The organism is Pseudomonas frederiksbergensis (assembly GCF_003732665.1).
Taxonomy (GTDB): Bacteria; Pseudomonadota; Gammaproteobacteria; order Pseudomonadales; family Pseudomonadaceae; genus Aquipseudomonas; species Aquipseudomonas frederiksbergensis_G.
On the sequence record NZ_MOBP01000002.1, the window covers coordinates 209,962 to 234,478 of the forward strand.

A 24,517-nucleotide genomic window follows, 5' to 3' on the forward strand; every position below is an offset into this window, starting at 1 on the left:
ATCTACCCCGCGAGCCGCTTCGTGTCTGTACCGCCCACAAGGTGTGTTTGACGAGGTTGCCGACTGGAACGAAGTTGTCCCGAGGGACGGAAGCGTAATTAGGTAACCCGGCACCACTCTGATGTTCGCACCACGGCCCACGATGCCCGAATGCGCCCGCCAGTTCGCCCTTACCTGCTCACTTCCCCTCGAGCCCATCGTTCATCCCGTCGCCTTCCCCGCCGAACCCGACTTGACCACCTAAGCTTCTGGTCAGCGAGCGCATACATTTTCCACCGCAGAACAACTTTCCGTTAAAGACGCGACGAGGTTTATCTCCATGGCACTGACACGCGAACAGCAAATTGCAGCCCTCGAAAAAGATTGGGCTGAAAACCCACGCTGGAAAGGCGTGACACGCGCTTACTCCGCTGCTGACGTCGTCCGCCTGCGCGGCTCGGTTCAACCTGAGCACACCTTTGCAAAACTGGGCGCCGAGAAGCTGTGGAACCTGGTCACCCAAGGTGCCCACCCGTCCTTCCGTCCTGAGAAAGATTTCGTCAACTGCATGGGCGCCCTGACCGGCGGCCAGGCTGTACAACAAGTCAAAGCCGGTATCCAGGCGATCTACCTGTCGGGCTGGCAAGTGGCTGCGGACAACAACTCCGCCGAATCGATGTACCCGGACCAGTCGCTGTACCCGGTGGACTCGGTTCCAACCGTGGTCAAGCGCATCAACAACTCGTTCCGTCGTGCTGACCAGATCCAGTGGAAAGCCGGCAAAGGTCCGGGCGACGAAGGCTACATCGACTACTTCGCACCAATCGTGGCTGACGCCGAAGCCGGTTTCGGCGGCGTTCTGAACGCTTACGAGCTGATGAAAAGCATGATCGAAGCAGGCGCCGCCGGCGTTCACTTCGAAGACCAACTGGCTTCCGTGAAAAAATGCGGCCACATGGGCGGCAAGGTACTGGTTCCGACCCAGGAAGCTGTACAGAAGCTGACCGCTGCTCGCTTGGCTGCTGACGTTGCCGGTACACCGACCATCATCCTGGCTCGTACCGACGCTAACGCCGCTGACCTTCTGACTTCCGATTGCGACCCGTACGACCAGCCATTCGTGACTGGCGAACGTACCCAGGAAGGCTTCTACAAAGTGCGCGCTGGTCTGGACCAGGCCATCGCTCGCGGCCTGGCCTACGCGCCGTACGCCGACCTGATCTGGTGCGAAACCGCCAAGCCGGATCTGGACGAGGCTCGTCGCTTCGCCGAAGCGATCAAAAAGGAATACCCGGACCAACTGCTGTCGTACAACTGCTCGCCTTCCTTCAACTGGAAGAAAAACCTGGACGACGCGACCATCGCCAAGTTCCAGCGCGAACTGTCCGCCATGGGTTACAAGCACCAGTTCATCACCCTGGCCGGCATTCACAACATGTGGCACAGCATGTTCAACCTGGCGCACGACTACGCCCGCAACGACATGACTGCCTACGTGAAGCTGCAAGAGCAAGAGTTCGCTGACGCTGCCAAGGGTTACACCTTCGTGGCTCACCAGCAGGAAGTGGGCACCGGCTACTTCGACGACATGACCACTGTGATTCAAGGTGGCTCGTCTTCGGTGACCGCGCTGACCGGTTCGACTGAAGAAGAACAGTTCCACTGATCTGCTTCACCTGAGCAAACGGCCGTTGCGGACCCGATAGAAAGCTAACCGCAACGTCGCACAACTAACGCCCCGACTGGTTCGGGGCGTTTTTTTTGCCCGCGATTCACCATCCACCACCAATCCCCTGTGGGAGCGGGCTTGCTCGCGAATACGGTTGAACATTCAACATTGATGTCGACTGACCCACCGCTTTCGCGAGCAAGCCCGCTCCCACAAAGGGACGGCGCCACCATGAGGCAAAACATTGATCCAGAGCGCCACCCCGATCAAAAAAACGCGGTAAAACGAGCGCCGCTGCTACTTGCAGTAACGGCTATATAAGACAACTTCCCACTCACCCACCCGTTAAACAGTTTAAAAACCGACTCAAACAATATTGATTATCATTTAGACGCAACTATGTTCGTTACATTCCCTACAAAACATAATTGATAAAAAGCCGGCTAATGCCCGCGTGGCATGGGCTACAGGGCTGTGGAGGTGGGCTATGTCCTTATTCCCATAAATAATTTCGCTATAGGAATTTTACTTGCACGGTGTTGTGCCATAAAATCACCGCGATTGATTGCTGCGACATATCGTCACTGCTTTGTTTCTTTTCAAGCTCAGAGACCTTTGCTCTCTGTTAAGGATTACCAGCATGCCCGAAGCGACAGGACTCATGGCCCACAACTGGGGCTTTGCCATTTTCCTTCTGGGCGTTGTCGGCCTCTGCGCCTTCATGCTCGGCGTCTCCAGCCTCCTCGGGTCAAAAGCCTGGGGCCGCAGCAAAAACGAACCGTTCGAGTCCGGCATGCTACCTACAGGTGGCGCCCGCTTGCGGCTCTCAGCCAAATTCTATCTGGTCGCGATGCTCTTCGTGATCTTCGATATCGAAGCCCTCTTTCTCTTTGCCTGGTCTGTGTCCGTCCGCGAAAGCGGCTGGACCGGATTCGTCGAAGCTCTCGTTTTCATAGCAATTCTGTTGGCAGGTCTTGTCTACCTGTTCCGAGTGGGCGCCCTTGACTGGGCTCCGGAAGCTCGTCGCAAGCGGCAGGCGAAGCTGAAACAATGAGGCTTTGGCAATGCAATACAATCTCACCAGGATCGACCCCGATGCTCCTAACGAGCAGTATCCGATTGGCGAGCGGGAAACCGTTTCCGATCCGTTAGAAGATCAAGTTCACAAAAACATCTTCATGGGCAAGCTCGAAGACGTGCTTAACGGCACGATCAACTGGGGGCGCAAGAACTCCCTGTGGCCGTATAACTTCGGTCTTTCGTGCTGCTACGTGGAAATGACCACCGCCTTCACGGCGCCCCACGACATCGCGCGCTTTGGCGCCGAAGTTATCCGGGCATCGCCGCGTCAGGCGGATTTCATGGTTATCGCCGGGACCTGCTTCATCAAGATGGCGCCGATCATTCAGCGTCTCTACGAGCAAATGCTCGAACCGAAATGGGTTATCTCCATGGGTTCGTGCGCCAACTCCGGTGGCATGTACGACATCTACTCCGTCGTTCAAGGGGTGGACAAGTTCCTTCCCGTGGACGTCTACGTGCCTGGCTGCCCGCCCCGTCCTGAAGCTTTTCTGCAAGGACTGATGCTCTTGCAAGAGTCGATTGGACAGGAGCGTCGTCCGCTTTCCTGGGTCGTCGGTGATCAAGGCGTTTATCGCGCCGAGATGCCTTCGCAAAAGGAACAGCGCCGCGAACAGCGAATCGCAGTCACCAACCTGCGCAGCCCCGACGAAGTCTGATCCAGCTCTGCTTCTTCTATAGAACGAGACACTGGCTTCATTCTTTACGTTGACCGAAAGCGATAAATAACCATGACTACAGGCAGTGCTCTGTACATCCCGCCTTATAAGGCAGACGACCAGGATGTGGTCGTCGAACTGAACAACCGTTTTGGCCCCGAGGCGTTCACCGCCCAGCCTACCCGCACCGGCATGCCGGTGCTTTGGGTTGCCCGCGCCAAACTCGTCGAAGTCCTGACCTTCCTGCGCAACCTGCCCAAGCCGTACGTCATGCTCTATGACCTGCACGGCGTGGACGAGCGACTGCGCACCAAGCGTCAAGGGCTGCCAAGCGGCGCCGACTTCACTGTGTTCTATCACTTGATGTCGATCGAACGTAATAGTGACGTGATGATCAAGGTCGCCTTGTCCGAGAGCGACCTCAGCTTGCCGACCGTCACCAGCATCTGGCCGAACGCCAACTGGTACGAGCGTGAAGTCTGGGACATGTACGGCATCGACTTCAAAGGTCACCCGCACCTGACCCGCATCATGATGCCGCCGACCTGGGAAGGTCACCCGCTGCGCAAGGACTTCCCTGCCCGCGCCACCGAATTCGATCCGTTCACCCTGAACCTGGCCAAGCAACAGCTTGAGGAAGAAGCCGCGCGCTTCAAGCCTGAAGACTGGGGCATGAAGCGTTCTGGCCCGAACGAGGACTACATGTTCCTCAACCTCGGCCCTAACCACCCTTCTGCCCACGGTGCGTTCCGCATCATCCTGCAGCTGGACGGTGAAGAGATCGTCGATTGCGTGCCGGACGTCGGTTACCACCACCGTGGTGCCGAGAAGATGGCCGAGCGTCAGTCCTGGCACAGCTTCATCCCGTACACCGACCGTATCGACTACCTCGGCGGCGTGATGAACAACCTGCCGTACGTGCTCTCGGTCGAGAAGCTGGCCGGCATCAAGGTGCCTGAGAAGGTCGACGTCATCCGCATCATGATGGCCGAGTTCTTCCGGATCACCAGCCACCTGCTGTTCCTGGGGACGTACATCCAGGACGTCGGCGCCATGACCCCGGTGTTCTTCACTTTCACCGACCGCCAGAAGGCGTACACGGTGATCGAAGCCATCACCGGTTTCCGTCTGCACCCGGCCTGGTATCGCATCGGTGGCGTCGCCCACGACCTGCCACGCGGTTGGGAAAAACTGGTGAAAGATTTCGTCGAGTGGATGCCAAAGCGTCTGGACGAATACCAGAAAGCCGCCCTCGACAACAGCATCCTCAAGGGCCGGACCATCGGCGTCGCTGCCTACAACACCAAAGAAGCCCTGGAATGGGGCGTCACCGGTGCAGGCCTGCGTTCGACCGGTTGCGACTTCGACCTGCGTAAGGCACGTCCATACTCGGGCTACGAGAACTTCGAATTCGAAGTGCCGCTGGCGGCCAATGGCGATGCCTACGACCGTTGCATCGTGCGCGTCGAAGAAATGCGCCAGAGCCTGAAGATCATCGAGCAGTGCATGCGCAACATGCCGGAAGGCCCGTACAAGGCGGATCACCCGCTGACCACGCCGCCACCCAAAGAACGCACGCTGCAGCACATCGAGACCTTGATCACGCACTTCCTGCAAGTTTCGTGGGGCCCGGTCATGCCGGCCAACGAATCCTTCCAGATGATTGAAGCGACCAAGGGCATCAACAGTTATTACCTGACGAGCGATGGCGGCACCATGAGCTACCGCACCCGGATTCGTACCCCAAGCTTCCCGCACTTGCAGCAGATCCCTTCGGTGATCAAAGGCAGCATGGTCGCGGACTTGATTGCGTACCTGGGTAGTATCGATTTCGTTATGGCCGACGTGGACCGCTAAGCATGAACAGCACGCTTATCCAGACAGACCGTTTCACCTTGAGTGAAACCGAGCGCTCGGCCATCGAGCACGAGCTGCATCACTACGAAGACCCGCGCGCGGCGTCGATCGAAGCCCTGAAGATCGTCCAGAAGGAACGTGGCTGGGTGCCTGACGGCGCGCTCTACGCCATCGGCGAGATCCTCGGCATCCCGGCCAGCGACGTGGAAGGGGTGGCGACGTTCTATAGCCAGATCTTCCGTCAGCCGGTCGGCCGTCACATCATTCGCGTCTGCGACAGCATGGTCTGCTTCATCGGCGGCCACGAGTCCGTGGTCAGCGAAATCCAGAGCAAGCTCGGCATCGGCCTGGGTCAAACCACCGCCGACGGTCGTTTCACCCTGCTGCCGGTCTGCTGCCTCGGCAACTGCGACAAGGCGCCGGCGTTGATGATCGACGACGACACATTCGGTGACGTACAGCCTGCTGGCGTCGCCCAATTGCTCGAGGGCTACGTATGACCCTGACTTCCTTCGGTCCTGCCAACCGCATCAAGCGTTCGGCCGAGACTCACCCGCTGACCTGGCGCCTGCGTGACGACGGCGAGGCCGTGTGGCTCGACGAGTACCAGGCCAAGAACGGTTACGCGGCAGCGCGCAAGGCTTTTGCCGACATGGCCCAGGACGACATCGTCCAGACCGTGAAAGACGCCGGCCTCAAAGGTCGCGGCGGTGCAGGCTTCCCCACGGGCGTGAAGTGGGGCCTGATGCCCAAAGACGAATCCATCAACATCCGCTACCTGCTGTGCAACGCGGATGAAATGGAGCCGAACACCTGGAAAGACCGCATGCTGATGGAGCAACTGCCCCATCTGCTGATCGAAGGCATGCTGATCAGTGCTCGCGCGCTGAAAACCTACCGTGGCTACATCTTCCTGCGTGGCGAATACACCACCGCCGCCAAGCACCTGAACCGTGCCGTGGAAGAAGCCAAGGCAGCCGGCCTTCTGGGCAAGAACATCCTGGGCAGCGGCTTCGATTTCGAGCTGTTCGTCCACACCGGCGCCGGGCGTTACATCTGCGGTGAAGAAACCGCGCTGATCAACTCCCTCGAAGGCCGCCGCGCCAACCCGCGCTCCAAGCCGCCCTTCCCTGCCGCCGTTGGCGTGTGGGGCAAGCCGACTTGCGTGAACAACGTTGAAACCCTGTGCAACGTCCCGGCGATCATTGCCGACGGCGTGGACTGGTACAAATCGTTGGCCCGCGAAGGCAGCGAAGACATGGGCACCAAGCTCATGGGCTTCTCCGGCAAGGTCAAGAACCCGGGCCTGTGGGAGTTGCCGTTCGGCATCACCGGTCGCGAGTTGTTCGAAGACTACGCCGGCGGCATGCGCGACGGCTTCACGCTCAAGGCCTGGCAGCCAGGCGGCGCCGGCACCGGTTTCCTGTTGCCGGAACACCTGGACGCACAAATGTACGCCGGCGGCATCGCCAAGGTGGGCACCCGGATGGGTACTGGCCTGGCCATGGCGGTGGACGACAGCGTCAACATGGTGTCCCTGCTGCGCAACATGGAAGAGTTCTTCTCCCGCGAATCCTGCGGTTTCTGCACCCCGTGCCGTGACGGTCTGCCGTGGAGCGTCAAGCTTCTGCGTGCGATCGAGAACGGTGAAGGGCAAGCCGGCGATATCGAGACCCTGCTGGGTCTGGTCGGCTTCCTCGGCCCTGGCAAGACCTTCTGTGCTCACGCACCGGGCGCCGTGGAGCCATTGGGCAGCGCAATCAAATACTTCCGCCATGAGTTCGAAGCCGGCATCGCGCCCACCAGCGCCGTCGTCCCGCCTCTGGCAAGGCCGATCGTAGTCGGCGCGTAAACGCTTAAAAAGGCGAAGGGTCCGTGCCCTTCGCCTTCTCGTGTGATGACGCCTTCAACGGCTGTGTTGATTCACGCGAATAACAAGATTCCATTAGCCACGCCCGCTGACACCGGGCCAACGAAGAACTTTGAACCATGGCCACTATCCACGTAGACGGCAAAGAGCTCGAAGTCGATGGGGCAGACAACCTGTTACAGGCATGTCTGTCGCTAGGCCTCGATATCCCTTATTTCTGCTGGCACCCCGCCCTTGGCAGCGTTGGCGCTTGCCGCCAGTGCGCGGTCAAGCAGTACACCGACGCCAACGACACCCGTGGTCGGATCGTCATGTCCTGCATGACCCCCGCCACCGACGGCAGCTGGATCTCCATCGAAGACGAAGAAGCGAAAGTGTTTCGCGCCAGCGTCGTCGAATGGCTGATGACCAACCACCCTCACGACTGCCCGGTCTGTGAAGAAGGCGGTCACTGCCACCTGCAAGACATGACGGTAATGACCGGCCACAACGAGCGCCGTTACCGCTTCACCAAGCGTACCCACCAGAACCAGCAACTGGGCCCGTTCATTTCCCACGAGATGAACCGCTGCATCGCTTGCTACCGCTGCGTGCGCTTCTATAAGGATTACGCCGGCGGCACCGACCTCGGTGTGTTCGGCGCCCACGACAACGTGTACTTCGGTCGCGTTGAAGACGGCACCCTGGAAAGCGAGTTCTCCGGCAACCTCACCGAGGTCTGCCCGACCGGCGTGTTCACCGACAAGACTCACTCCGAGCGCTACAACCGCAAGTGGGACATGCAGTTCTCGCCGAGCATCTGCCATGGCTGCTCCAGCGGTTGCAACATCTCCCCGGGCGAACGCTACGGTGAACTGCGCCGGATCGAAAACCGTTTCAATGGTTCGGTCAACCAGTACTTCCTGTGCGACCGTGGCCGTTTCGGCTATGGCTACGTCAACCGCGAAGATCGCCCGCGTCAGCCATTGCTGGCCAACGGCGCCAAGCTGACCCTCGACGAAGCGCTGGATAAAGCCGCTGACCTGCTGCGCGGTCGCAACATCGTCGGTATCGGTTCGCCCCGCGCCAGCCTTGAAAGCAACTTCGCGTTGCGCGAACTGGTCGGCGCCGAGCACTTCTACTCCGGTATCGAAGCCGCCGAGCTGGAGCGCATCCGTCTGGTCATGCAAGTGCTGAAAGACAGCCCGCTGCCGATCCCGAACATGCGCGACATCGAAGACCACGACGCGATCTTCGTCCTCGGCGAAGACCTGACCCAGACCGCTGCGCGCATGGCCCTGTCCCTGCGTCAATCGGTCAAAGGCAAAGCCGAAGACATGGCCGACGCGATGCGCGTCCAGCCGTGGCTCGACGCTGCAGTGAAGAACATTGGTCAGAAAGAACTGAACCCGCTGTTCATCGCCAGCCTGGCTGAAACCAAGCTCGACGACATCGCTGAAGAATGCGTTCACGCCGCTCCAGACGACCTGGCCCGCATCGGTTTCGCCGTGGCTCACGCCCTCGACGCCAGCGCGCCAGCGGTTGAAGGCCTCGATACTGAAGCCCTCGACCTGGCCAAGCGCATTGCCGACGCCCTGCTCGCCGCCAAACGTCCGCTGATCATTGCCGGTACTTCGTTGGGCTCCAAAGCCTTGATCGAAGCCGCCGCGAACATCGCCAAGGCCCTGAAGCTGCGCGAGAAGAACGGTTCCATCAGCCTGATCGTGCCAGAGGCCAACAGCCTCGGCCTGGCCATGCTCGGCGGCAACTCGGTCGATGACGCGCTGCAAGCGGTGATCGATGGCAAGGCCGACGCCATCGTCGTGCTGGAAAACGATCTGTACACCCGTACCGACAAAGCCAAGGTTGATGCTGCCCTGAACGCCGCGAAAGTGGTGATCGTGGCGGACCATCAGAAAACCGCCACCAGCGATCGCGCGCACCTGGTTCTGCCAGCCGCCAGCTTCGCTGAAGGCGACGGTACGCTGGTCAGCCAGGAAGGCCGCGCCCAGCGCTTCTTCCAGGTGTTCGACCCGACTTACCTCGACGCGAGCATCCTGGTTCACGAAGGCTGGCGCTGGCTGCATGCCCTGCGCGCCACCCTGTTGAACCAGCCGATCGACTGGACCCAACTGGACCACGTCACCGCTGCCTGCGCCGCGAGCACCCCGCAACTGGCGCGTATCGTCGATGCCGCACCGTCCGCCGCGTTCCGCATCAAAGGCCTGAAACTGGCCCGCGAACCGCTGCGTTACTCCGGTCGTACCGCCATGCGTGCTGATATCAGCGTGCACGAACCGCGTACTTCCCAGGATAACGACACCGCGTTCTCGTTCTCCATGGAAGGTTACTCGGGCTCGGTCGAACCGCGTCAGCAAGTGCCATTCGCCTGGTCTCCGGGCTGGAACTCGCCGCAAGCCTGGAACAAGTTCCAGGACGAAGTCGGTGGTCACATCCGCGCTGGCGACCCGGGCACCCGCCTGATCGAAAGCACCGGTGACTCGCTGAACTGGTTCGCCAGTGTGCCTCGCGCCTTCAACCCGGCACCGGGCACCTGGCAGGTCGTGCCGTTCTTCCACCTGCTCGGCAGCGAAGAGAACTCTTCCAAAGCCGCGCCGGTCCAGGAACGCATCCCGGCCGCCTACGTCGCTTTGGCCAAATCCGAAGCCGATCGCCTGGGTGTCAACGAAGGTGCCCTGCTCAGCGTGAACGTCGATGGCCAGACCCTGCGTCTGCCGCTGCGTATCAACGAAGAGCTGGGCGCTGGCCTGGTGGCATTGCCTGCGGGTATCGCCGGCATTCCAGCGGCGATCTTTGGCAAAACCGTTGACGGTCTGCAGGAGGCAGCTCAATGACCTGGTTCACGCCTGAAGTGATTGACGTGATCATCGCGGTCCTCAAGGCCATCGTGATTCTGCTCGCCGTGGTGGTGTGCGGCGCGCTGCTGAGCTGGGTCGAGCGTCGTCTGCTCGCCCTCTGGCAGGACCGTTACGGTCCAAACCGCGTCGGCCCGTTCGGCGCGTTCCAGATTGCGGCCGACATGATCAAGATGTTCTTCAAGGAAGACTGGACCCCGCCGTTCGCCGACAAGATGATCTTCACCCTGGCACCGGTAGTCGCCATGAGCGCGCTGCTGATTGCCTTCGCGATCATCCCGATCACCCCGACCTGGGGCGTGGCGGACATCAACATCGGCATCCTGTTCTTCTTCGCCATGGCCGGTCTGTCGGTCTACGCGGTGTTGTTCGCCGGCTGGTCGAGTAACAACAAGTTCGCCCTGCTGGGCAGCTTGCGGGCCTCGGCGCAAACCGTGTCGTACGAAGTGTTCATGGGCCTGTCGTTGATGGGCATCGTGATCCAGGTCGGCTCGTTCAACATGCGCGACATCGTTGAATATCAAGCGCAGAACCTGTGGTTCATCATCCCGCAGATCTTCGGTTTCCTGACCTTCTTCATCGCCGGCGTCGCCGTGACTCACCGTCACCCGTTCGACCAGCCGGAAGCGGAACAGGAACTGGCCGACGGTTACCACATTGAATACGCCGGCATGAAATGGGGCATGTTCTTCGTGGGTGAGTACATCGGCATCGTGTTGATTTCGGCGCTGTTGGTGACCCTGTTCTTCGGTGGCTGGCACGGTCCGTTCGGCATTCTGCCGCAGATCCCGTTCATCTGGTTCGCGCTCAAAACCGCGTTCTTCATCATGATCTTCATCCTGTTGCGCGCCTCGATTCCGCGCCCACGGTATGACCAAGTGATGGATTTCAGCTGGAAGTTCTGCCTGCCGCTGACCCTCGTCAACATGCTGGTGACCGCTGCGATCGTGTTGCTAAACACGCCCGCCGTCGCGGCTCAGTGAGGATAGAGAATCATGAAGTACATATTTGACATCGTGCATGGCTTCTTCACCCAGCTTCGCAGCCTGGTGATGATCTTCGGCCATGCCTTCCGCAAGCGCGACACGCTGCAGTACCCGGAAGAAGCCGTGTACCTGCCGCCGCGCTACCGTGGCCGTATCGTCCTGACCCGCGACCCGGATGGCGAAGAGCGTTGTGTAGCTTGCAACCTGTGCGCCGTGGCGTGCCCGGTCGGTTGCATCTCGCTGCAGAAAGCCGAAACCGAAGACGGTCGCTGGTATCCGGACTTCTTCCGCATCAACTTCTCGCGCTGCATCTTTTGCGGCCTCTGCGAGGAAGCCTGCCCGACCACCGCGATCCAGCTGACACCGGATTTCGAGATGGCCGAGTTCAAACGTCAGGACCTGGTTTACGAGAAAGAAGATCTGCTGATCTCCGGCCCCGGCAAAAACCCTGATTACAACTTCTATCGTGTTGCAGGTATGGCGATTGCCGGGAAGCCGAAAGGCGCCGCGCAGAATGAAGCCGAACCGATCAACGTGAAGAGCTTGCTGCCTTAAGGAAGAAAGATGGAATTCGCTTTCTATTTCGCATCGGGTATCGCTGTTGTGTCCACGCTTCGCGTGATCACCAACACCAACCCTGTGCACGCCCTGCTCTACCTGATCATTTCGCTGATTGCCGTGGCGATGACATTCTTCGCCCTCGGCGCACCGTTTGCCGGTGTGCTGGAAGTGATCGCCTACGCCGGCGCCATCATGGTGCTGTTCGTGTTCGTGGTGATGATGCTCAACCTTGGCCCGGCCTCGGTTCAGCAAGAGCGCGTCTGGCTCAAGCCCGGCATCTGGCTCGGCCCTGTCGCGCTCGGCGCCCTGCTGCTGGCTGAATTGCTGTACGTGTTGTTCAGTCATTCCAGCGGTCAGGCCATCGGCCACACCACCGTAGACGCGAAGGCCGTGGGCATCAGCCTGTTCGGCCCGTACCTGCTGGTGGTCGAACTCGCCTCGATGTTGCTGCTTGCCGCAGCCGTCACGGCGTTCCACTTGGGCCGCAACGAAGCCAAGGAGCAATGACGATGCCTGCTATCCCTTTGGAGCATGGTCTGGCGGTCGCCGGCATCCTGTTCTGCCTCGGTCTGGTCGGCCTGATGGTCCGGCGCAACATTCTCTTCGTGCTGATGAGCCTGGAGGTCATGATGAATGCCTCCGCTTTGGCGTTCATCGTTGCCGGTAGCCGCTGGGGTCAGCCGGATGGACAGATCATGTTCATCCTGGTGATCAGCCTGGCAGCCGCCGAGGCCAGCATTGGCCTGGCGATTCTGTTGCAGCTGTATCGCCGCTTCCACACTCTCGATATCGACGCTGCCAGCGAGATGCGCGGATGAATCTTCTCTATCTGACTTTCGTATTCCCTCTCATAGGTTTCCTGCTGCTGTCGTTCTCTCGCGGCCGCTTCTCGGAAAACCTGTCGGCGCTGATTGGCGTCGGTTCCATCGGCCTGTCTGCCATCGTCGCGGCTTACGTGATCTGGCAATTCAACGTCGCCCCGCCGGAAGGCGGCCACTACACCCAGGTGTTGTGGCAGTGGATGGCGGTTGAAGGCTTCACGCCGAACTTCGCGCTGTATCTGGATGGCCTGTCGGTCACCATGCTCGGTGTGGTGGTCGGCGTCGGCTTCCTGATCCACCTGTTTGCGTCCTGGTACATGCGCGGTGAAGACGGTTACTCGCGCTTCTTCGCTTACACCAACCTGTTTATCGCCAGCATGCTGTTCCTGATCCTGGGCGATAACCTGTTGTTCCTGTACTTCGGCTGGGAAGGCGTGGGCCTGTGCTCGTACCTGTTGATCGGTTTCTACTACAGCAACCGCAACAACGGTAACGCAGCACTCAAAGCCTTTATCGTGACCCGGATCGGCGACGTGTTCATGGCCATCGGCCTGTTCATTCTGTTCCAGCAACTGGGCACGTTGAACGTCCAGGAACTGCTGGTGAAGGCGCCTGAGCACTTCAAGGTCGGCGACTTCTGGATCGTTCTGGCGACCCTGATGCTGCTGGGCGGCGCTGTCGGTAAATCCGCGCAACTGCCGCTGCAAACCTGGCTGGCGGATGCGATGGCCGGTCCTACTCCGGTTTCGGCACTGATCCACGCCGCCACCATGGTAACTGCTGGTGTCTACCTGATCGCCCGGACCCACGGCTTGTTCGCCCTGGCGCCGGATATCCTGCACCTGGTCGGCGTTGTCGGCGGTGTGACCCTGGTTCTCGCCGGTTTTGCTGCCCTGGTTCAGACCGACATCAAACGTATCCTCGCCTACTCGACTATGAGCCAGATCGGCTACATGTTCCTGGCCCTGGGCGTTGGCGCATGGGATGGCGCGATCTTCCACCTGATGACCCACGCGTTCTTCAAGGCGCTGCTGTTCCTTGCTTCCGGTGCGGTGATCGTTGCCTGCCACCACGAGCAGAACATCTTCAAGATGGGCGGCCTGTGGAAGAAACTACCGCTGGCTTACACCAGCTTCATCGTCGGCGGCGCGGCACTCTCTGCCCTGCCACTGGTGACCGCAGGTTTCTACTCCAAGGACGAAATCCTCTGGGAAGCGTTCGCCAGCGGCAACCACGGTCTGCTCTACGCAGGTCTGGTTGGCGCGTTCATGACTTCGCTGTACACCTTCCGCCTGATCTTCATCGCGTTCCACGGTGAAGCGAAGACCGAAGCCCACGCCGGTCACGGCATCGCTCACTGGCTGCCACTGTCGGTGCTGATCGTGCTGTCGACCTTCGTCGGCGCGATGATCGTGCCACCGCTGCACGGCGTGTTGCCAGAGAGCGTCGGCCATGCCGGCGGCGAAGCCAAGCACAGTCTGGAAATCGCCTCGGGCGCCATCGCCCTGGCCGGTATCCTGCTGGCCGCGCTGCTGTTCCTCGGCAAGCGTCGTTTCGTCACTGCAATCGCCAACAGCGGCATCGGCCGCTTCCTTTCGGCCTGGTGGTTCGCTGCCTGGGGCTTCGACTGGATCTACGACAAACTGTTCGTCAAGCCATACCTTGCGATCAGCCACGCACTGCGCAAAGACCCGCTCGATCAGACCATCGGTTTGATCCCGCGTATGGCCAAAGGCGGCCACACCGCCCTGAGCCGTACCGAAACCGGTCAACTGCGTTGGTACGCGGCCTCGATGGCAGCCGGCTCCGTGCTGGTCATCGGCGCCATCGTGCTGGTAGCGGTCTGAATATGAACCTTGCGAACTTGCGAAAGGAATTGAGCCCGTCATGATTCTGCCTTGGCTAATCCTGATCCCCTTCATCGGCGGCCTGCTGTGCTGGATGGGTGAGCGCTTCGGCGCCACCCTCCCCCGCTGGATTGCGCTGTTGACCATGACCCTGGAACTCGCTCTCGGCCTCTGGCTGTGGGCCCACGGTAACTATTCATTTGCTCCGGCGCCTGGCGCCGATCCGGTCTGGGCGCTTGAGTTCAAGCACATCTGGATCCAGCGCTTCGGCATCAGCGTGCACCTGGCCCTCGACGGTCTGTCGCTGCTGATGATCCTGCTGACCGGCCTGCTGGGTATCCTCTCGGTACTCTGCTCGTGGAAAGAGATCCAGCGTCACGTTGGCTTCTTCCACTTGAACCTGATGTGGATCCTGGGCGGTGTCGTCGGCGTGTTCCTCGCCCTCGACCTGTTCATGTTCTTCTTCTTCTGGGAAATGATGCTGGTGCCGATGTACTTCCTCATCGCGCTCTGGGGTCACAGTTCTTCGGACGGCAAGAAAACCCGGATCTACGCGGCGACCAAGTTCTTCATCTTCACCCAGGCTTCCGGCCTGATCATGTTGGTGGCGATCCTGGGTCTGGTGCTGGTCAACTTCAACAGCACCGGCGTGATCACCTTCAACTACGCCGACCTGCTGAAAACCAAGATGTCGCTCACCACCGAGTACATCCTGATGCTCGGCTTCTTCATCGCCTTCGCGGTGAAGCTGCCGGTCGTACCGTTCCACTCCTGGTTGCCTGATGCTCACGCCCAGGCGCCAACGGCGGGTTCGGTCGATCTCGCGGGTATCTTGTTGAAGACAGCGGCTTACGGTCTGCTGCGTTTCGCCTTGCCGCTGTTCCCGAATGCCTCGGCCGAGTTTGCGCCGATCGCCATGACCCTGGGTCTGGTCGGGATCTTCTACGGTGCGTTCCTGGCCTTCGCCCAAACCGACATCAAGCGTCTGATCGCCTACTCCTCCGTTTCCCACATGGGTTTCGTGTTGATCGGCATCTACTCCGGCAGCCAACTGGCGCTGCAGGGCGCAGTGATGCAGATGTTGGCGCACGGTGTTTCGGCGGCGGCACTGTTTATCCTCAGTGGTCAGTTGTACGAGCGCACCCACACCCGCGACATGCGTGAAATGGGTGGCCTGTGGTCGAAGATCGCTTACCTGCCGGCCATCAGCCTGTTCTTCGCCGCTGCTTCCCTGGGCTTGCCGGGTACGGGTAACTTCGTCGGTGAGTTCCTGATCCTGATCGGCACCTTCGCCGCTGCGCCGTGGATCACCGCGATCGCGACGTCGGGTCTGGTGTTCGGTTCGGTCTACTCGCTGATCATGATCCACCGTGCCTACTTCGGCCCGTCCAAGTCTGACGCGGTGCTGCATGGCATGGATGGTCGCGAACTGATCATGGTGGTCGGTCTGGCAGTACTGCTGATTTACATCGGCGTGTACCCGCAGCCGTTCCTCGACACTTCTGCCGCGACGATGCATGGCGTGCAGCAGTGGCTCGGCACCGCCTTCACTCAACTCGCTTCGGCCCGGTAAGAGCGCTATGGAATTCACGACTCAACACTTTATCGCGCTCGCGCCGTTGTTGATCACCACCGCCACGATCATCGTGGTGATGCTGGCCATCGCCTGGCGCCGCAACCACTCCCAGACCTTCCTGATTTCCGTGGCGGGTTTGAACCTGGCGCTGCTGTCGATCCTGCCAGCCTTGAAGGTCGCGCCCCTGGCCGTGACCCCACTGCTGCAAATCGATAACTTCGCTTGCCTGTACATGGCGCTGATTCTGGTCGCCACCCTCGCTTGTGTGACCCTCGCCCACGCCTACCTCGGCGATGGCGGCACGGGTTACCCGGGCAACCGCGAAGAACTGTACCTGCTGATCCTGATGGCCGCCGCCGGTGGTCTGGTTCTGGTCAGCGCGCAACACCTGGCCGGGTTGTTCATCGGTCTGGAACTGTTGTCGGTGCCGGTCTACGGTCTGGTGGCGTATGCGTTCTTTAACAAGCGTTCGCTGGAAGCCGGTATCAAGTACATGGTGCTGTCGGCCGCCGGTTCCGCGTTCCTGTTGTTCGGTATGGCACTGCTGTATGCCGACTCCGGCAGCCTGAGCTTCGTCGGTATCGGTCAGGCACTGGCCGCGACTGGCCTGCCGAGCTCCCTGGCGCAGATGGGCCTGGGCATGATGCTGATCGGCCTGGCGTTCAAGCTGTCGCTGGTGCCGTTCCACCTCTGGACCCCGGACGTTTACGAAGGGGCTCCGGCACCGGTTGCAGCGTTCCTGGCGACCGCTTCCAAGGTCGCGGTGTTTGCGGTGATGGTGCGTCTGTTCCAGATCTCCCCAGCCGCCAGCAGCGGTGTGCTGAGCGACGTGCTGACCATCATCGCCATCGCGTCGATCCTGTTCGGTAACCTGCTGGCATTGACGCAAAGCAACCTCAAGCGTCTGCTGGGTTACTCGTCCATCGCCCACTTCGGTTACCTGCTGATCGCCCTGGTGGCGAGCAAAGGCCTGGCCGTGGAAGCCATCGGCGTATACCTGGTCACCTACGTGATCACCAGCCTCGGCGCGTTCGGCGTGATCACCCTGATGTCCTCGCCGTACAAAGGCCGTGACGCTGACGCCCTGTACGAATACCGCGGCCTGTTCTGGCGCCGTCCGTACCTGACCGCCGTCCTGACCGTGATGATGCTGTCCCTGGCCGGCATCCCGCTGACCGCGGGCTTCATCGGCAAGTTCTACATCATCGCCACCGGCGTCGAGTCGCACCAATGGTGGCTGGTGGGTTCCCTGGTACTGGGCAGCGCCATCGGCGTTTTCTACTACCTGCGCGTGATGGTCACCCTGTACCTGATCGAACCGAACCTGCGTCGCCACGATGCACAACTGCACTGGGAACAAAAGGCAGGCGGCGTGATGCTGCTGGCCATCGCCGCTTTGGCGTTCTTCCTGGGGCTGTATCCGCAGCCGTTGCTGGTCCTGGTTCAACAGGCCGGGTTGGCCGGTTGATCGCTTAGCGATACTCGGTAGAAAACAGAAACGGCACCTTCGGGTGCCGTTTTTGCGTTTGTGGAATCATGATTTTCAAACATCGATGTATGTACCACTTCTCAAGCCAGTCCCACAGCCAAGTATCCCGTCTCTTTTATCGAATGCTCTCACCGCACTGGTCGACTCTTCCTACAGGTGTTTTTACAACTGGGGTCTACCGTTGAAATCGGGAACGAAAAGGATGGCTTCCATGCCTTGACCGATTCGATTATCGAGACAACACTATACGTAGGTAGCGTACAGAACATGGATGCTCTATTTGTCGAGTTACGTATGTTTCAGAAACATCGAGACGATTACCTGGATGACGATCTGTTTCGCAGCTTTCAATTGGAGTTGCTGAAGAACCCCGAAGCGGGCGACCTGATTGAGGGCACCGGGGGGCTGCGCAAAATTCGCTTCTGCGACCAACGACGAGGCAAAGGCAAGCGAAGCGGATTACGGGTGATTTATTACTGGTGGTCAGGCTTCGATCAATTCTGGCTGTTCACCGTGTATGGCAAAGACGAGCAAGACGACCTGTCGCCCACTCAGAAAAAGCTTTTCAGACAAACGCTGGATAGAGAAATCAAAACGAGATCCCACTATGAAACGTGACATTTTTGCTGAACTGATGGATGGCCTCGAAGCCTTGGCCGATGAGCGCCAAGGCAAGATCACGCTGCGAACCCATAAGGTTCAGTTGCCAGAACTGATGCCCATCACTGCCGGGGAAGTGGTCGCTATCCGCCAACAGCTCAACCTCTCCCGGTCAGTGTTCGCGGCCTATCTGCGTACCAATACCCGAACCCTGGAAAACTGGGAACAGGGACGGGCAACACCCAATGCCCAGGCTACGACCCTTATCCGCCTGGTCGAACGCTTTCCGCAGACGATCGAACATCTCGCCGCCCTGACCTGAAGCCAGGGGGCTTATATCCGATGATTTTCAAGGCAGCCTAATGTGAGGCCTCTGATTTTCAACCTTACGGGCCACGAATTTCAGCGTTGCTGTCAGATGTTAGTTCTGTTGATAAGACTTGGTGAGTCAGACGACCTCTTCGCGAGCAAGCCCGCTCCCACAGTGGTTCGGGGTTGTCACAAATAATTTGTTCGCCACAGATCCACTGTGGGAGCGGGCTTGCTCGCGAAGGCGGTCCATCAGGCACAAATAAAAACGGCACCTTTCGGTGCCGTTCGCCTTTCTCAGTACAGAAGCTTACTTACGCGCATCCGCCCACGATTTCAGCAACTCGGTGTAGCTAACCGTCTCACCTTTAGGCTTCTCATTCGCCAACTTAGGCTTCGGTGCACCCGGCTGATCAAACCAATATTGCGCATCCCGTTCCGGGTTCATTTTCGGTCCGCACACCGGTTGCACCTTGGAGCGTTCAAGCCGCGTCATGATGGCGTCCTGGTCCTTGGCCAGACCATCGAGCGCTTGTTGCGGGGTTTTCTCGCCGCTGGCCGCTTCGGCGATGTGGCTCCACCACAGTTGCGCCAGACGTGGATAGTCCGGCACGTTGGTCCCGGTCGGGGTCCATTGCACACGGGCCGGGCTGCGGTAGAACTCCACCAGGCCACCGAGTTTCGGTGCCAGGTCGGTCATGGCTTGCGAGTTGATGTCCGACTCACGAATCGGCGTCAGGCCAACGATGGTTTTCTTCAGCGAGACGGTTTTCGAGGTCACAAACTGCGCGTAGAGCCAGGCTGCGAGTTTTTGTTTCTCAGGCGTGGACTTCATGAACGTCCAGGAACCCACGTCCTGATAGCCCAGCTTCATGCCCTCCTCCCAATACGGTCCGCGCGGGGATGGCGCCATGCGCCATTTCGGCGAGCCATCGGCGTTCACTACGGGCAGACCCGGCTTGGTCATATCGGCGGTAAACGCGGTGTACCAGAAGATTTGCTGGGCGATGTTGCCCTGGGATGGCACCGGGCCGGACTCGGAGAAGGTCATGCCCGCCGCTTCCGGTGGCGCGTAGGCCTTGAGCCAATCGACGTATTTCTGCGTCGCGTAGACCGCCGCCGGGCCGTTGGTGTCGCCGCCACGGGTGATGCTGGAACCCACCGGGTGGCAGTCCTCGACGCGAATCCCCCACTCGTCCACCGGCAAGCCGTTGGGCAGGCCCTTGTCGCCGGCACCGGCCATGGAGAACCAGGCATCGGTGAAACGCCAGCCCAGGGACGGGTCTTTCTTGCCGTAATCCATGTGCCCGTAAATGCGCTTGCCGTCGATTTCCTTGACGTCTTCGCTGAAGAATTTGGCGATGTCTTCATAGGCCGACCAGTTCACCGGCACGCCCAACTCGTAACCGTACTTTTCCTTGAACTTGGCTTTCAGTTCCGGCCGTTCGAACCAGTCGGCGCGGAACCAGTAGAGGTTGGCGAATTGCTGGTCGGGCAGTTGATAGATCTTGCCGTCCGGTGCGGTGGTGAAGGAAATGCCGATGAAGTCCTTGATGTCCAGGGTCGGCGAGGTGAAGTCCTTGCCTTCGTTGGCCATCAGGTCGGTGATCGACTCGGTCTTGCCGTAGCGAAAGTGCGTGCCGATCAGGTCCGAGTCGTTGACCCAGCCGTCATAGATGCTCTTGTCCGACTGCATCACGGTCTGCAGCTTTTCCACCACGTCGCCTTCTTGCAGCAGGTCGTGGGTAACCTTGATCCCGGTAATCTCGGTGAACGCCTTGGCCAGCACCTTGGACTCGTATTCATGGGTGGTCAGGGTTTCCGAAACGACCTTGATATCCATCCCGCGAAACGGCTGGGCCGCCTTGATGAACCACTTCAATTCCTCGAGTTGCTGATCGGCCGTCAGGGTGGACGGTTTGAATTCGCTGCCGATCCATTTTTTTGCCGCGTCTTCGTAGGCATCGGCCCAGGCCGTCGCGCTCAAACCGCTGAGTGCCAGCATGGCTGCCAATGAAATGCTATGTCGCAGCTTATTGTTTTTGTCGAACATAGAGACCTCCTGTTTAAGTTTCGGAGCAACTTTGCCGAGCGATTCGACTAGCCCCAACGCATCACAGCCAACAGCCACACCAGGGACAACGCGGACGCTACCCAGATGCTCCAGTCGGTGACGCCGATTACCAGCAGATGCAGGTAGGCGCTGCCGAGAAGACCGATAAACAAGCGATCGCCACGGGTGGTGGCAATCGGCAATAAACCCCGCCGAAGGATGCTCGGCGAACGCAGTTCCCAGGTCGTCATGCCCACCAGGATCAGGCCGATGACGATGAAAAACGCCGCGGTGGGGACCGTCCAACTCATCCATTCCATCATCAGCTCCTCAGACCCGGCCCAGGGCAAAGCCCTTGGCCACGTGGTTGCGAACAAACCAGATCACCAGCATGCCCGGCAGAATGGTCAACACCCCCGCCGCCGCCAGCACACCCCAATCGATGCCGGACGCCGAGACCGTGCGCGTCATCACCGCCGCGATGGGTTTGGCGTTGACCGACGTCAGCGTGCGCGCCAGCAGCAATTCGACCCAGGAAAACATGAAGCAGAAGAACGCCGTCACACCGATGCCCGAGCCAATCAACGGCACGAAGATCTTTACGAAGAACTTCGGAAAACTGTAGCCATCGATGTAGGCCGTTTCGTCGATTTCCTTGGGCACTCCGGACATGAAACCTTCCAGAATCCACACCGCCAACGGCACGTTAAACAGGCAGTGCGCCAGGGCCACCGCGATGTGGGTATCGAACAAACCAATCGAGGAATACAGCTGGAAGAACGGCAGCAAAAACACCGCCGGCGGTGCCATGCGGTTGGTCAGCAGCCAGAAGAACAGGTGCTTGTCGCCGAGGAAGCGATACCGCGAGAACGCATAAGCCGCCGGCAGTGCCACGCTCAGGGAAATCACCGTGTTCAGGCTCACGTAGTACAGCGAGTTCAGGTAACCGGTGTACCAACTCGGATCGGTGAAGATCACCTTGTAGTTGGCGAAGGTAAAATCCTGCGGAAACAGCGTCAGGCCACCGAGGATTTCGGTGTTGCTCTTGAAGGACATGTTCAGCAGCCAGTAGATCGGCACCAGCAGGAACAGGATGTAGATCAGCAACGGGATCAGCTTTCTCTTGCTCATGATGGGCCTCAGCGGTTGGCGTCAGAGTGAGTCATGGCGGTGTAGAACAGCCAGGACACCAACAGGATGATCAGGAAGTACACCAGCGAGAAAGCCGCCGCCGGGCCGAGGTCGAATTGCCCTACGGCCATCTGAGTCAACGTCTGACTCAGGAAAGTCGTCGCGTTACCCGGCCCGCCCCCCGTCAGCACAAACGGCTCGGTGTAGATCATGAAACTGTCCATGAAGCGCAGCATCACCGCGATCAGCAGCACGCTCTTGAGCTTGGGCAACTGGATATGCCGGAACACCGCCCAGGACGACGCGCGGTCAATCCGTGCTGCCTGGTAGTAAACGTCCGGGATCGCCCGCAGACCGGAGAAACACAACAGCGCCACCAACGAGGTCCAGTGCCAGACGTCCATCACCAGCACCGTGACCCAGGCGTCCATGGTGTTCGACGCGTAGTTGTAGTTAATGCCCATGGCATTCAGGCTGGAACCGAGCAAACCAATATCGGCGCGGCCGAAGATCTGCCAAATGGTGCCGACCACGTTCCATGGGATCAGCAACGGAATCGCCAGGATGATCAGCACCAGTGACGACCAGCGGCCCTTGGTCGGCATGGTCAGGGCGATGGCGATGCCCAGGGGGATTTCGATCAGCAGCACGCAGCCGGAATAGATGAACTGCCGCAGTAGCGAGTCGTGCAACCGTGGATCGAGCAGCACCTGCTTGTACCAGTCGGCGCCGACGAAGTAGCGGCTGGACTGGTCGAAGATGTCCTGCACCGAGTAGTTGACCACGGTCATCATCGGGATCACCGCACTGAATGCCACCAGCAGGAACACTGGCAGGACCAACCACCAGGCCTTGTTGTTCTGCACCTTGTTCATGGCTGCACCCCATTATTGGCTTGCGGGTTATTGGCTTGGGCCGGCAGCAAGTATTCGTCGGCATAGACCATCAGCCATTGCGCCGGGAAGCTGATATAGGCGATCCCCTCGGGCACCGGTTTGTCTTCGGCCAGGCGTACTTTCAGCGGCGCGCCGTCGAGGTTCAGGGTCATGATCTTGTAGGTGCCAAGGTCTTCGATGTGTACGACTTGTGCCTGCATCGCGTCATCAAACGGTTCGTCCCACACATGCACGAACTCCGGGCGGATACCGACCTTCAGGGTTTTCCACGGCTTGTCGGCGATTTGTTGCTGCATCGCGTCGGAAAGCGGCAAGTGCGTCGAAGCGAAACCGACCCCACCGGGCTGTGGCTGCACATCGATCAGGTTCATCCCCGGGCTGCCGATGAAATAGCCGACAAAGGTGTGGCTCGGCCGTTCGAACAATTCCCGTGGCGTGCCGAACTGCACGATTTGCCCGCCGTACATCACCGCGATCTTGTCGGCGAAGGTCGAGGCTTCGAGCTGGTCGTGGGTGACGTAGACCATGGTGATGTTGAATTGCTCGTGGATCTGCTTGAGCTTGCGCCGCAGCTTCCACTTCAGGTGCGGGTCGATCACCGTTAGCGGTTCGTCAAACAGAATCGCCGACACGTCATCGCGCACCAGCCCACGGCCCATGGAGACTTTCTGTTTTTCATCGGCGGTGAGGTTGCGCGCCTTTTTGCTGAGCAGGGCCTGGAGGTCAAGCACCTCGGCAATTTCCTGCACCTTGCTGTGAATTTTCGCTTCGTTCATGCCCTGGTTTCGCAGGGGGAACGCCAGGTTGTCGAACACCGTCATGGTGTCGTAGACCACCGGAAACTGGAAAACCTGGGCGATGTTGCGCTTCTCGGGCGTCAGGTCATTGACCACTTTGCTGTCGAACAGCACCTGGCCCTGGGACGGGCTTAGCAGCCCGGAAATGATATTGAGCAAGGTCGACTTGCCGCAGCCCGACGGCCCGAGCAAGGCGTAGGCACCGCCCTGCTCCCAGATGTGGTCCATCTCGCGAATCGCATAATCTTCAGGCCCGCTCGGCGTGCGGGTGTAGCTGTGGGCGAGGTTCTGCAAACGGATTTCGGCCATCAGGCAACCCTCGCGATACGACGACCGGGCGCCTGGACCAGCCGCCCCTGCGTATCGAACACAAACAGTTTATGGGTCGGGATATAGATGCGAATCGGCGCATCGACGTCGTATTCGTGGACCCCCGGCAAGTGCAGCACCAGCAGGAAATGCTCGTTGCGCACATGCAGGAAGGTTTCCGAACCGCTGATCTCGGCCACTTCGACCGTCACGGCGAGTTCCAGGTCATCGTCGTTGCTCGGCACCAGCGAGATATGACTCGGGCGCACGCCGAAGCGGAACTCGCCCTCGCCTACCGGGCGCAGATCGACGTTCAACGGGAAGTGCACGAAATTGGCAAAGCTGACTTCGTTACCGGCAATGCGCCCCGGCATCAGGTTGATCGGCGGTTCGGAGAACAACTCCGCCGCCAGCACCGTTTGCGGCTGGTGATACACCTCGGAGGACTTGCCGCTCTGAATCACCCGACCTTCGTGAAGAATGGTGGTGGTGCCGCCCAAGGCCAGGGCTTCGTTGGGCTCGGTGGTGGCGTAGATGGCGATGGTGTGCCGCGCCTTGAACAGCTCGCGCATTTCCTGGCGCAGTTCTTCGCGCAGTTTGTAGTCGAGGTTGACCAGCGGTTCGTCGAACAGGATCAGTTCGGCGTCCTTGACCAGCGCCCGGGCCATGGCCGTGCGTTGCTGCTGGCCGCCGGACAGTTCCAGCGGATGGCGCTGAAGAAACTTCTCGATGCGCAACATCTTCGCGGTTTCCAGCACTTTGCTCTGGATCACTTCGTTGGACACACCACCCTGGCGCAAAGGCGAAGCGATGTTCTCGAACACCGTCATGGTCGGGTAGTTGATGAATTGCTGGTAGACCATCGACACGTTGCGCAGACGCACCGGGCGCTGGGTGACGTCGACGCCGTTCATCAGGATGCGCCCGCTGTCGGGCTTGTCCAGACCGGCCATCAGGCGCATGAGGCTGGTTTTGCCGGACAGCGTGCGCCCGAGCAAAACGTTGAAGGATCCGGGTTCGAAAACAAGGCACGCATCGTCGATCCAGGTCTGGCCCTCGACGGTACGGCTGACGTGCTCCAGGGTGAGTGACATGGCTCGGCCTTTTTTATTATTTGGAGTCAAGCGACCGAAGCGATAGAGCGACATTCGTGCCAGAAATCACAAGCCTTTG

22 protein-coding genes are annotated in these 24,517 nt (G+C 59.7%); 16 read left to right on the forward strand and 6 right to left on the reverse strand.

Annotation, left to right across the window (positions count from 1 at the left end):
• The first annotated feature begins 319 nt into the window (after positions 1-319).
• The 16 genes from aceA (at position 320) to BK665_RS04065 (ending at position 18,171) form a co-directional block, all read left to right on the forward strand.
• Positions 320-1,645: an isocitrate lyase gene (gene aceA / locus BK665_RS03990; RefSeq protein ID WP_123403070.1), complete on the forward strand. Its 1,326-nt coding sequence runs from the start codon at positions 320-322 to the stop codon at positions 1,643-1,645.
• A 643-nt stretch (positions 1,646-2,288) separates the two neighbouring features.
• Entirely contained in the window at positions 2,289-2,702 is a 414-nt protein-coding gene (locus BK665_RS03995) for an NADH-quinone oxidoreductase subunit A (protein ID WP_003223812.1), read from the forward strand.
• Positions 2,703-2,712: 10 nt separating this feature from the next.
• Positions 2,713-3,387: a NuoB/complex I 20 kDa subunit family protein gene (locus BK665_RS04000; RefSeq protein WP_008146035.1), complete on the forward strand. Its 675-nt coding sequence runs from the start codon at positions 2,713-2,715 to the stop codon at positions 3,385-3,387.
• A 72-nt stretch (positions 3,388-3,459) separates the two neighbouring features.
• Positions 3,460-5,244 carry an NADH-quinone oxidoreductase subunit C/D gene (nuoC, locus tag BK665_RS04005; RefSeq protein ID WP_123403071.1) on the forward strand — a complete coding sequence of 595 codons (1,785 nt, stop codon included), beginning with the start codon at positions 3,460-3,462 and terminating at the stop codon, positions 5,242-5,244.
• A gap of 2 nt (positions 5,245-5,246) precedes the next feature.
• The gene (gene nuoE, locus BK665_RS04010) at positions 5,247-5,744 is read left to right on the forward strand and encodes an NADH-quinone oxidoreductase subunit NuoE (protein WP_123403073.1); all 498 of its coding nucleotides are present in this window, start codon (positions 5,247-5,249) and stop codon (positions 5,742-5,744) included.
• A complete protein-coding gene (nuoF, locus tag BK665_RS04015; protein WP_123403075.1) occupies positions 5,741-7,096 on the forward strand; it encodes an NADH-quinone oxidoreductase subunit NuoF in 1,356 nt (451 codons plus the stop codon). The genes nuoE and nuoF overlap by 4 nt, the downstream gene beginning before the upstream one ends.
• A 137-nt stretch (positions 7,097-7,233) precedes the next feature.
• Positions 7,234-9,948, forward strand: coding sequence for an NADH-quinone oxidoreductase subunit NuoG (gene nuoG / locus BK665_RS04020; RefSeq protein WP_123403077.1), 2,715 nt, complete (start codon positions 7,234-7,236; stop codon positions 9,946-9,948).
• On the forward strand, positions 9,945-10,952 hold the full coding sequence (gene nuoH, locus BK665_RS04025; protein WP_028623953.1) for an NADH-quinone oxidoreductase subunit NuoH: 1,008 nt from the start codon (positions 9,945-9,947) through the stop codon (positions 10,950-10,952). Before nuoG ends, nuoH begins: the two co-directional genes overlap by 4 nt.
• A 12-nt stretch (positions 10,953-10,964) precedes the next feature.
• Positions 10,965-11,510: an NADH-quinone oxidoreductase subunit NuoI gene (gene nuoI, locus BK665_RS04030; RefSeq protein WP_177331423.1), complete on the forward strand. Its 546-nt coding sequence runs from the start codon at positions 10,965-10,967 to the stop codon at positions 11,508-11,510.
• Between the two features lie 9 nt (positions 11,511-11,519).
• Positions 11,520-12,023 (forward strand): NADH-quinone oxidoreductase subunit J, encoded by a 504-nt coding sequence (gene nuoJ, locus BK665_RS04035; protein WP_123403079.1) that lies wholly within the window; start codon positions 11,520-11,522, stop codon positions 12,021-12,023.
• Between the two features lie 2 nt (positions 12,024-12,025).
• Positions 12,026-12,334 (forward strand): NADH-quinone oxidoreductase subunit NuoK, encoded by a 309-nt coding sequence (gene nuoK / locus BK665_RS04040; RefSeq protein ID WP_007905077.1) that lies wholly within the window; start codon positions 12,026-12,028, stop codon positions 12,332-12,334.
• Positions 12,331-14,184 (forward strand): NADH-quinone oxidoreductase subunit L, encoded by a 1,854-nt coding sequence (gene nuoL, locus BK665_RS04045; RefSeq protein WP_123403081.1) that lies wholly within the window; start codon positions 12,331-12,333, stop codon positions 14,182-14,184. The genes nuoK and nuoL overlap by 4 nt, the downstream gene beginning before the upstream one ends.
• Before the next feature lie 40 nt (positions 14,185-14,224).
• Positions 14,225-15,757 carry an NADH-quinone oxidoreductase subunit M gene (gene nuoM / locus BK665_RS04050; RefSeq protein ID WP_123403083.1) on the forward strand — a complete coding sequence of 511 codons (1,533 nt, stop codon included), beginning with the start codon at positions 14,225-14,227 and terminating at the stop codon, positions 15,755-15,757.
• Between the two features lie 7 nt (positions 15,758-15,764).
• On the forward strand, positions 15,765-17,228 hold the full coding sequence (nuoN, locus tag BK665_RS04055) for an NADH-quinone oxidoreductase subunit NuoN (RefSeq protein WP_123403085.1): 1,464 nt from the start codon (positions 15,765-15,767) through the stop codon (positions 17,226-17,228).
• 288 nt (positions 17,229-17,516) lie between these two features.
• Positions 17,517-17,867, forward strand: coding sequence for a toxin (locus BK665_RS04060; protein ID WP_123403135.1), 351 nt, complete (start codon positions 17,517-17,519; stop codon positions 17,865-17,867).
• Positions 17,857-18,171, forward strand: a complete 315-nt coding sequence (locus BK665_RS04065; protein WP_123403087.1) for a helix-turn-helix domain-containing protein — start codon at positions 17,857-17,859, stop codon at positions 18,169-18,171. The genes BK665_RS04060 and BK665_RS04065 overlap by 11 nt, the downstream gene beginning before the upstream one ends.
• A 297-nt stretch (positions 18,172-18,468) precedes the next feature.
• On the opposite strand, the gene BK665_RS04070 is transcribed toward BK665_RS04065, so the two are convergent.
• Genes BK665_RS04070 through BK665_RS04095 form a run of 6 tightly spaced genes read right to left on the reverse strand, consistent with a single transcriptional unit; the run spans position 18,469 to position 24,438 of the window.
• Positions 18,469-20,211, reverse strand: a complete 1,743-nt coding sequence (locus tag BK665_RS04070) for an ABC transporter substrate-binding protein (protein WP_123403089.1) — start codon at positions 20,209-20,211, stop codon at positions 18,469-18,471.
• A 47-nt stretch (positions 20,212-20,258) separates the two neighbouring features.
• Positions 20,259-20,531, reverse strand: a complete 273-nt coding sequence (locus tag BK665_RS04075; RefSeq protein WP_027925091.1) for a DUF2160 domain-containing protein — start codon at positions 20,529-20,531, stop codon at positions 20,259-20,261.
• A 10-nt stretch (positions 20,532-20,541) separates the two neighbouring features.
• Positions 20,542-21,342 carry a carbohydrate ABC transporter permease gene (locus BK665_RS04080; RefSeq protein ID WP_007896138.1) on the reverse strand — a complete coding sequence of 267 codons (801 nt, stop codon included), beginning with the start codon at positions 21,340-21,342 and terminating at the stop codon, positions 20,542-20,544.
• An 8-nt stretch (positions 21,343-21,350) separates the two neighbouring features.
• On the reverse strand, positions 21,351-22,217 hold the full coding sequence (locus tag BK665_RS04085) for a carbohydrate ABC transporter permease (protein WP_123403091.1): 867 nt from the start codon (positions 22,215-22,217) through the stop codon (positions 21,351-21,353).
• The gene (locus tag BK665_RS04090; RefSeq protein WP_123403093.1) at positions 22,214-23,344 is read right to left on the reverse strand and encodes an ABC transporter ATP-binding protein; all 1,131 of its coding nucleotides are present in this window, start codon (positions 23,342-23,344) and stop codon (positions 22,214-22,216) included. Before BK665_RS04090 ends, BK665_RS04085 begins: the two co-directional genes overlap by 4 nt.
• Complete coding sequence (locus BK665_RS04095; RefSeq protein ID WP_123403095.1) at positions 23,344-24,438, reverse strand: ABC transporter ATP-binding protein; 1,095 nt, start codon at positions 24,436-24,438, stop codon at positions 23,344-23,346. Before BK665_RS04095 ends, BK665_RS04090 begins: the two co-directional genes overlap by 1 nt.
• Positions 24,439-24,517 lie beyond the last annotated feature (79 nt).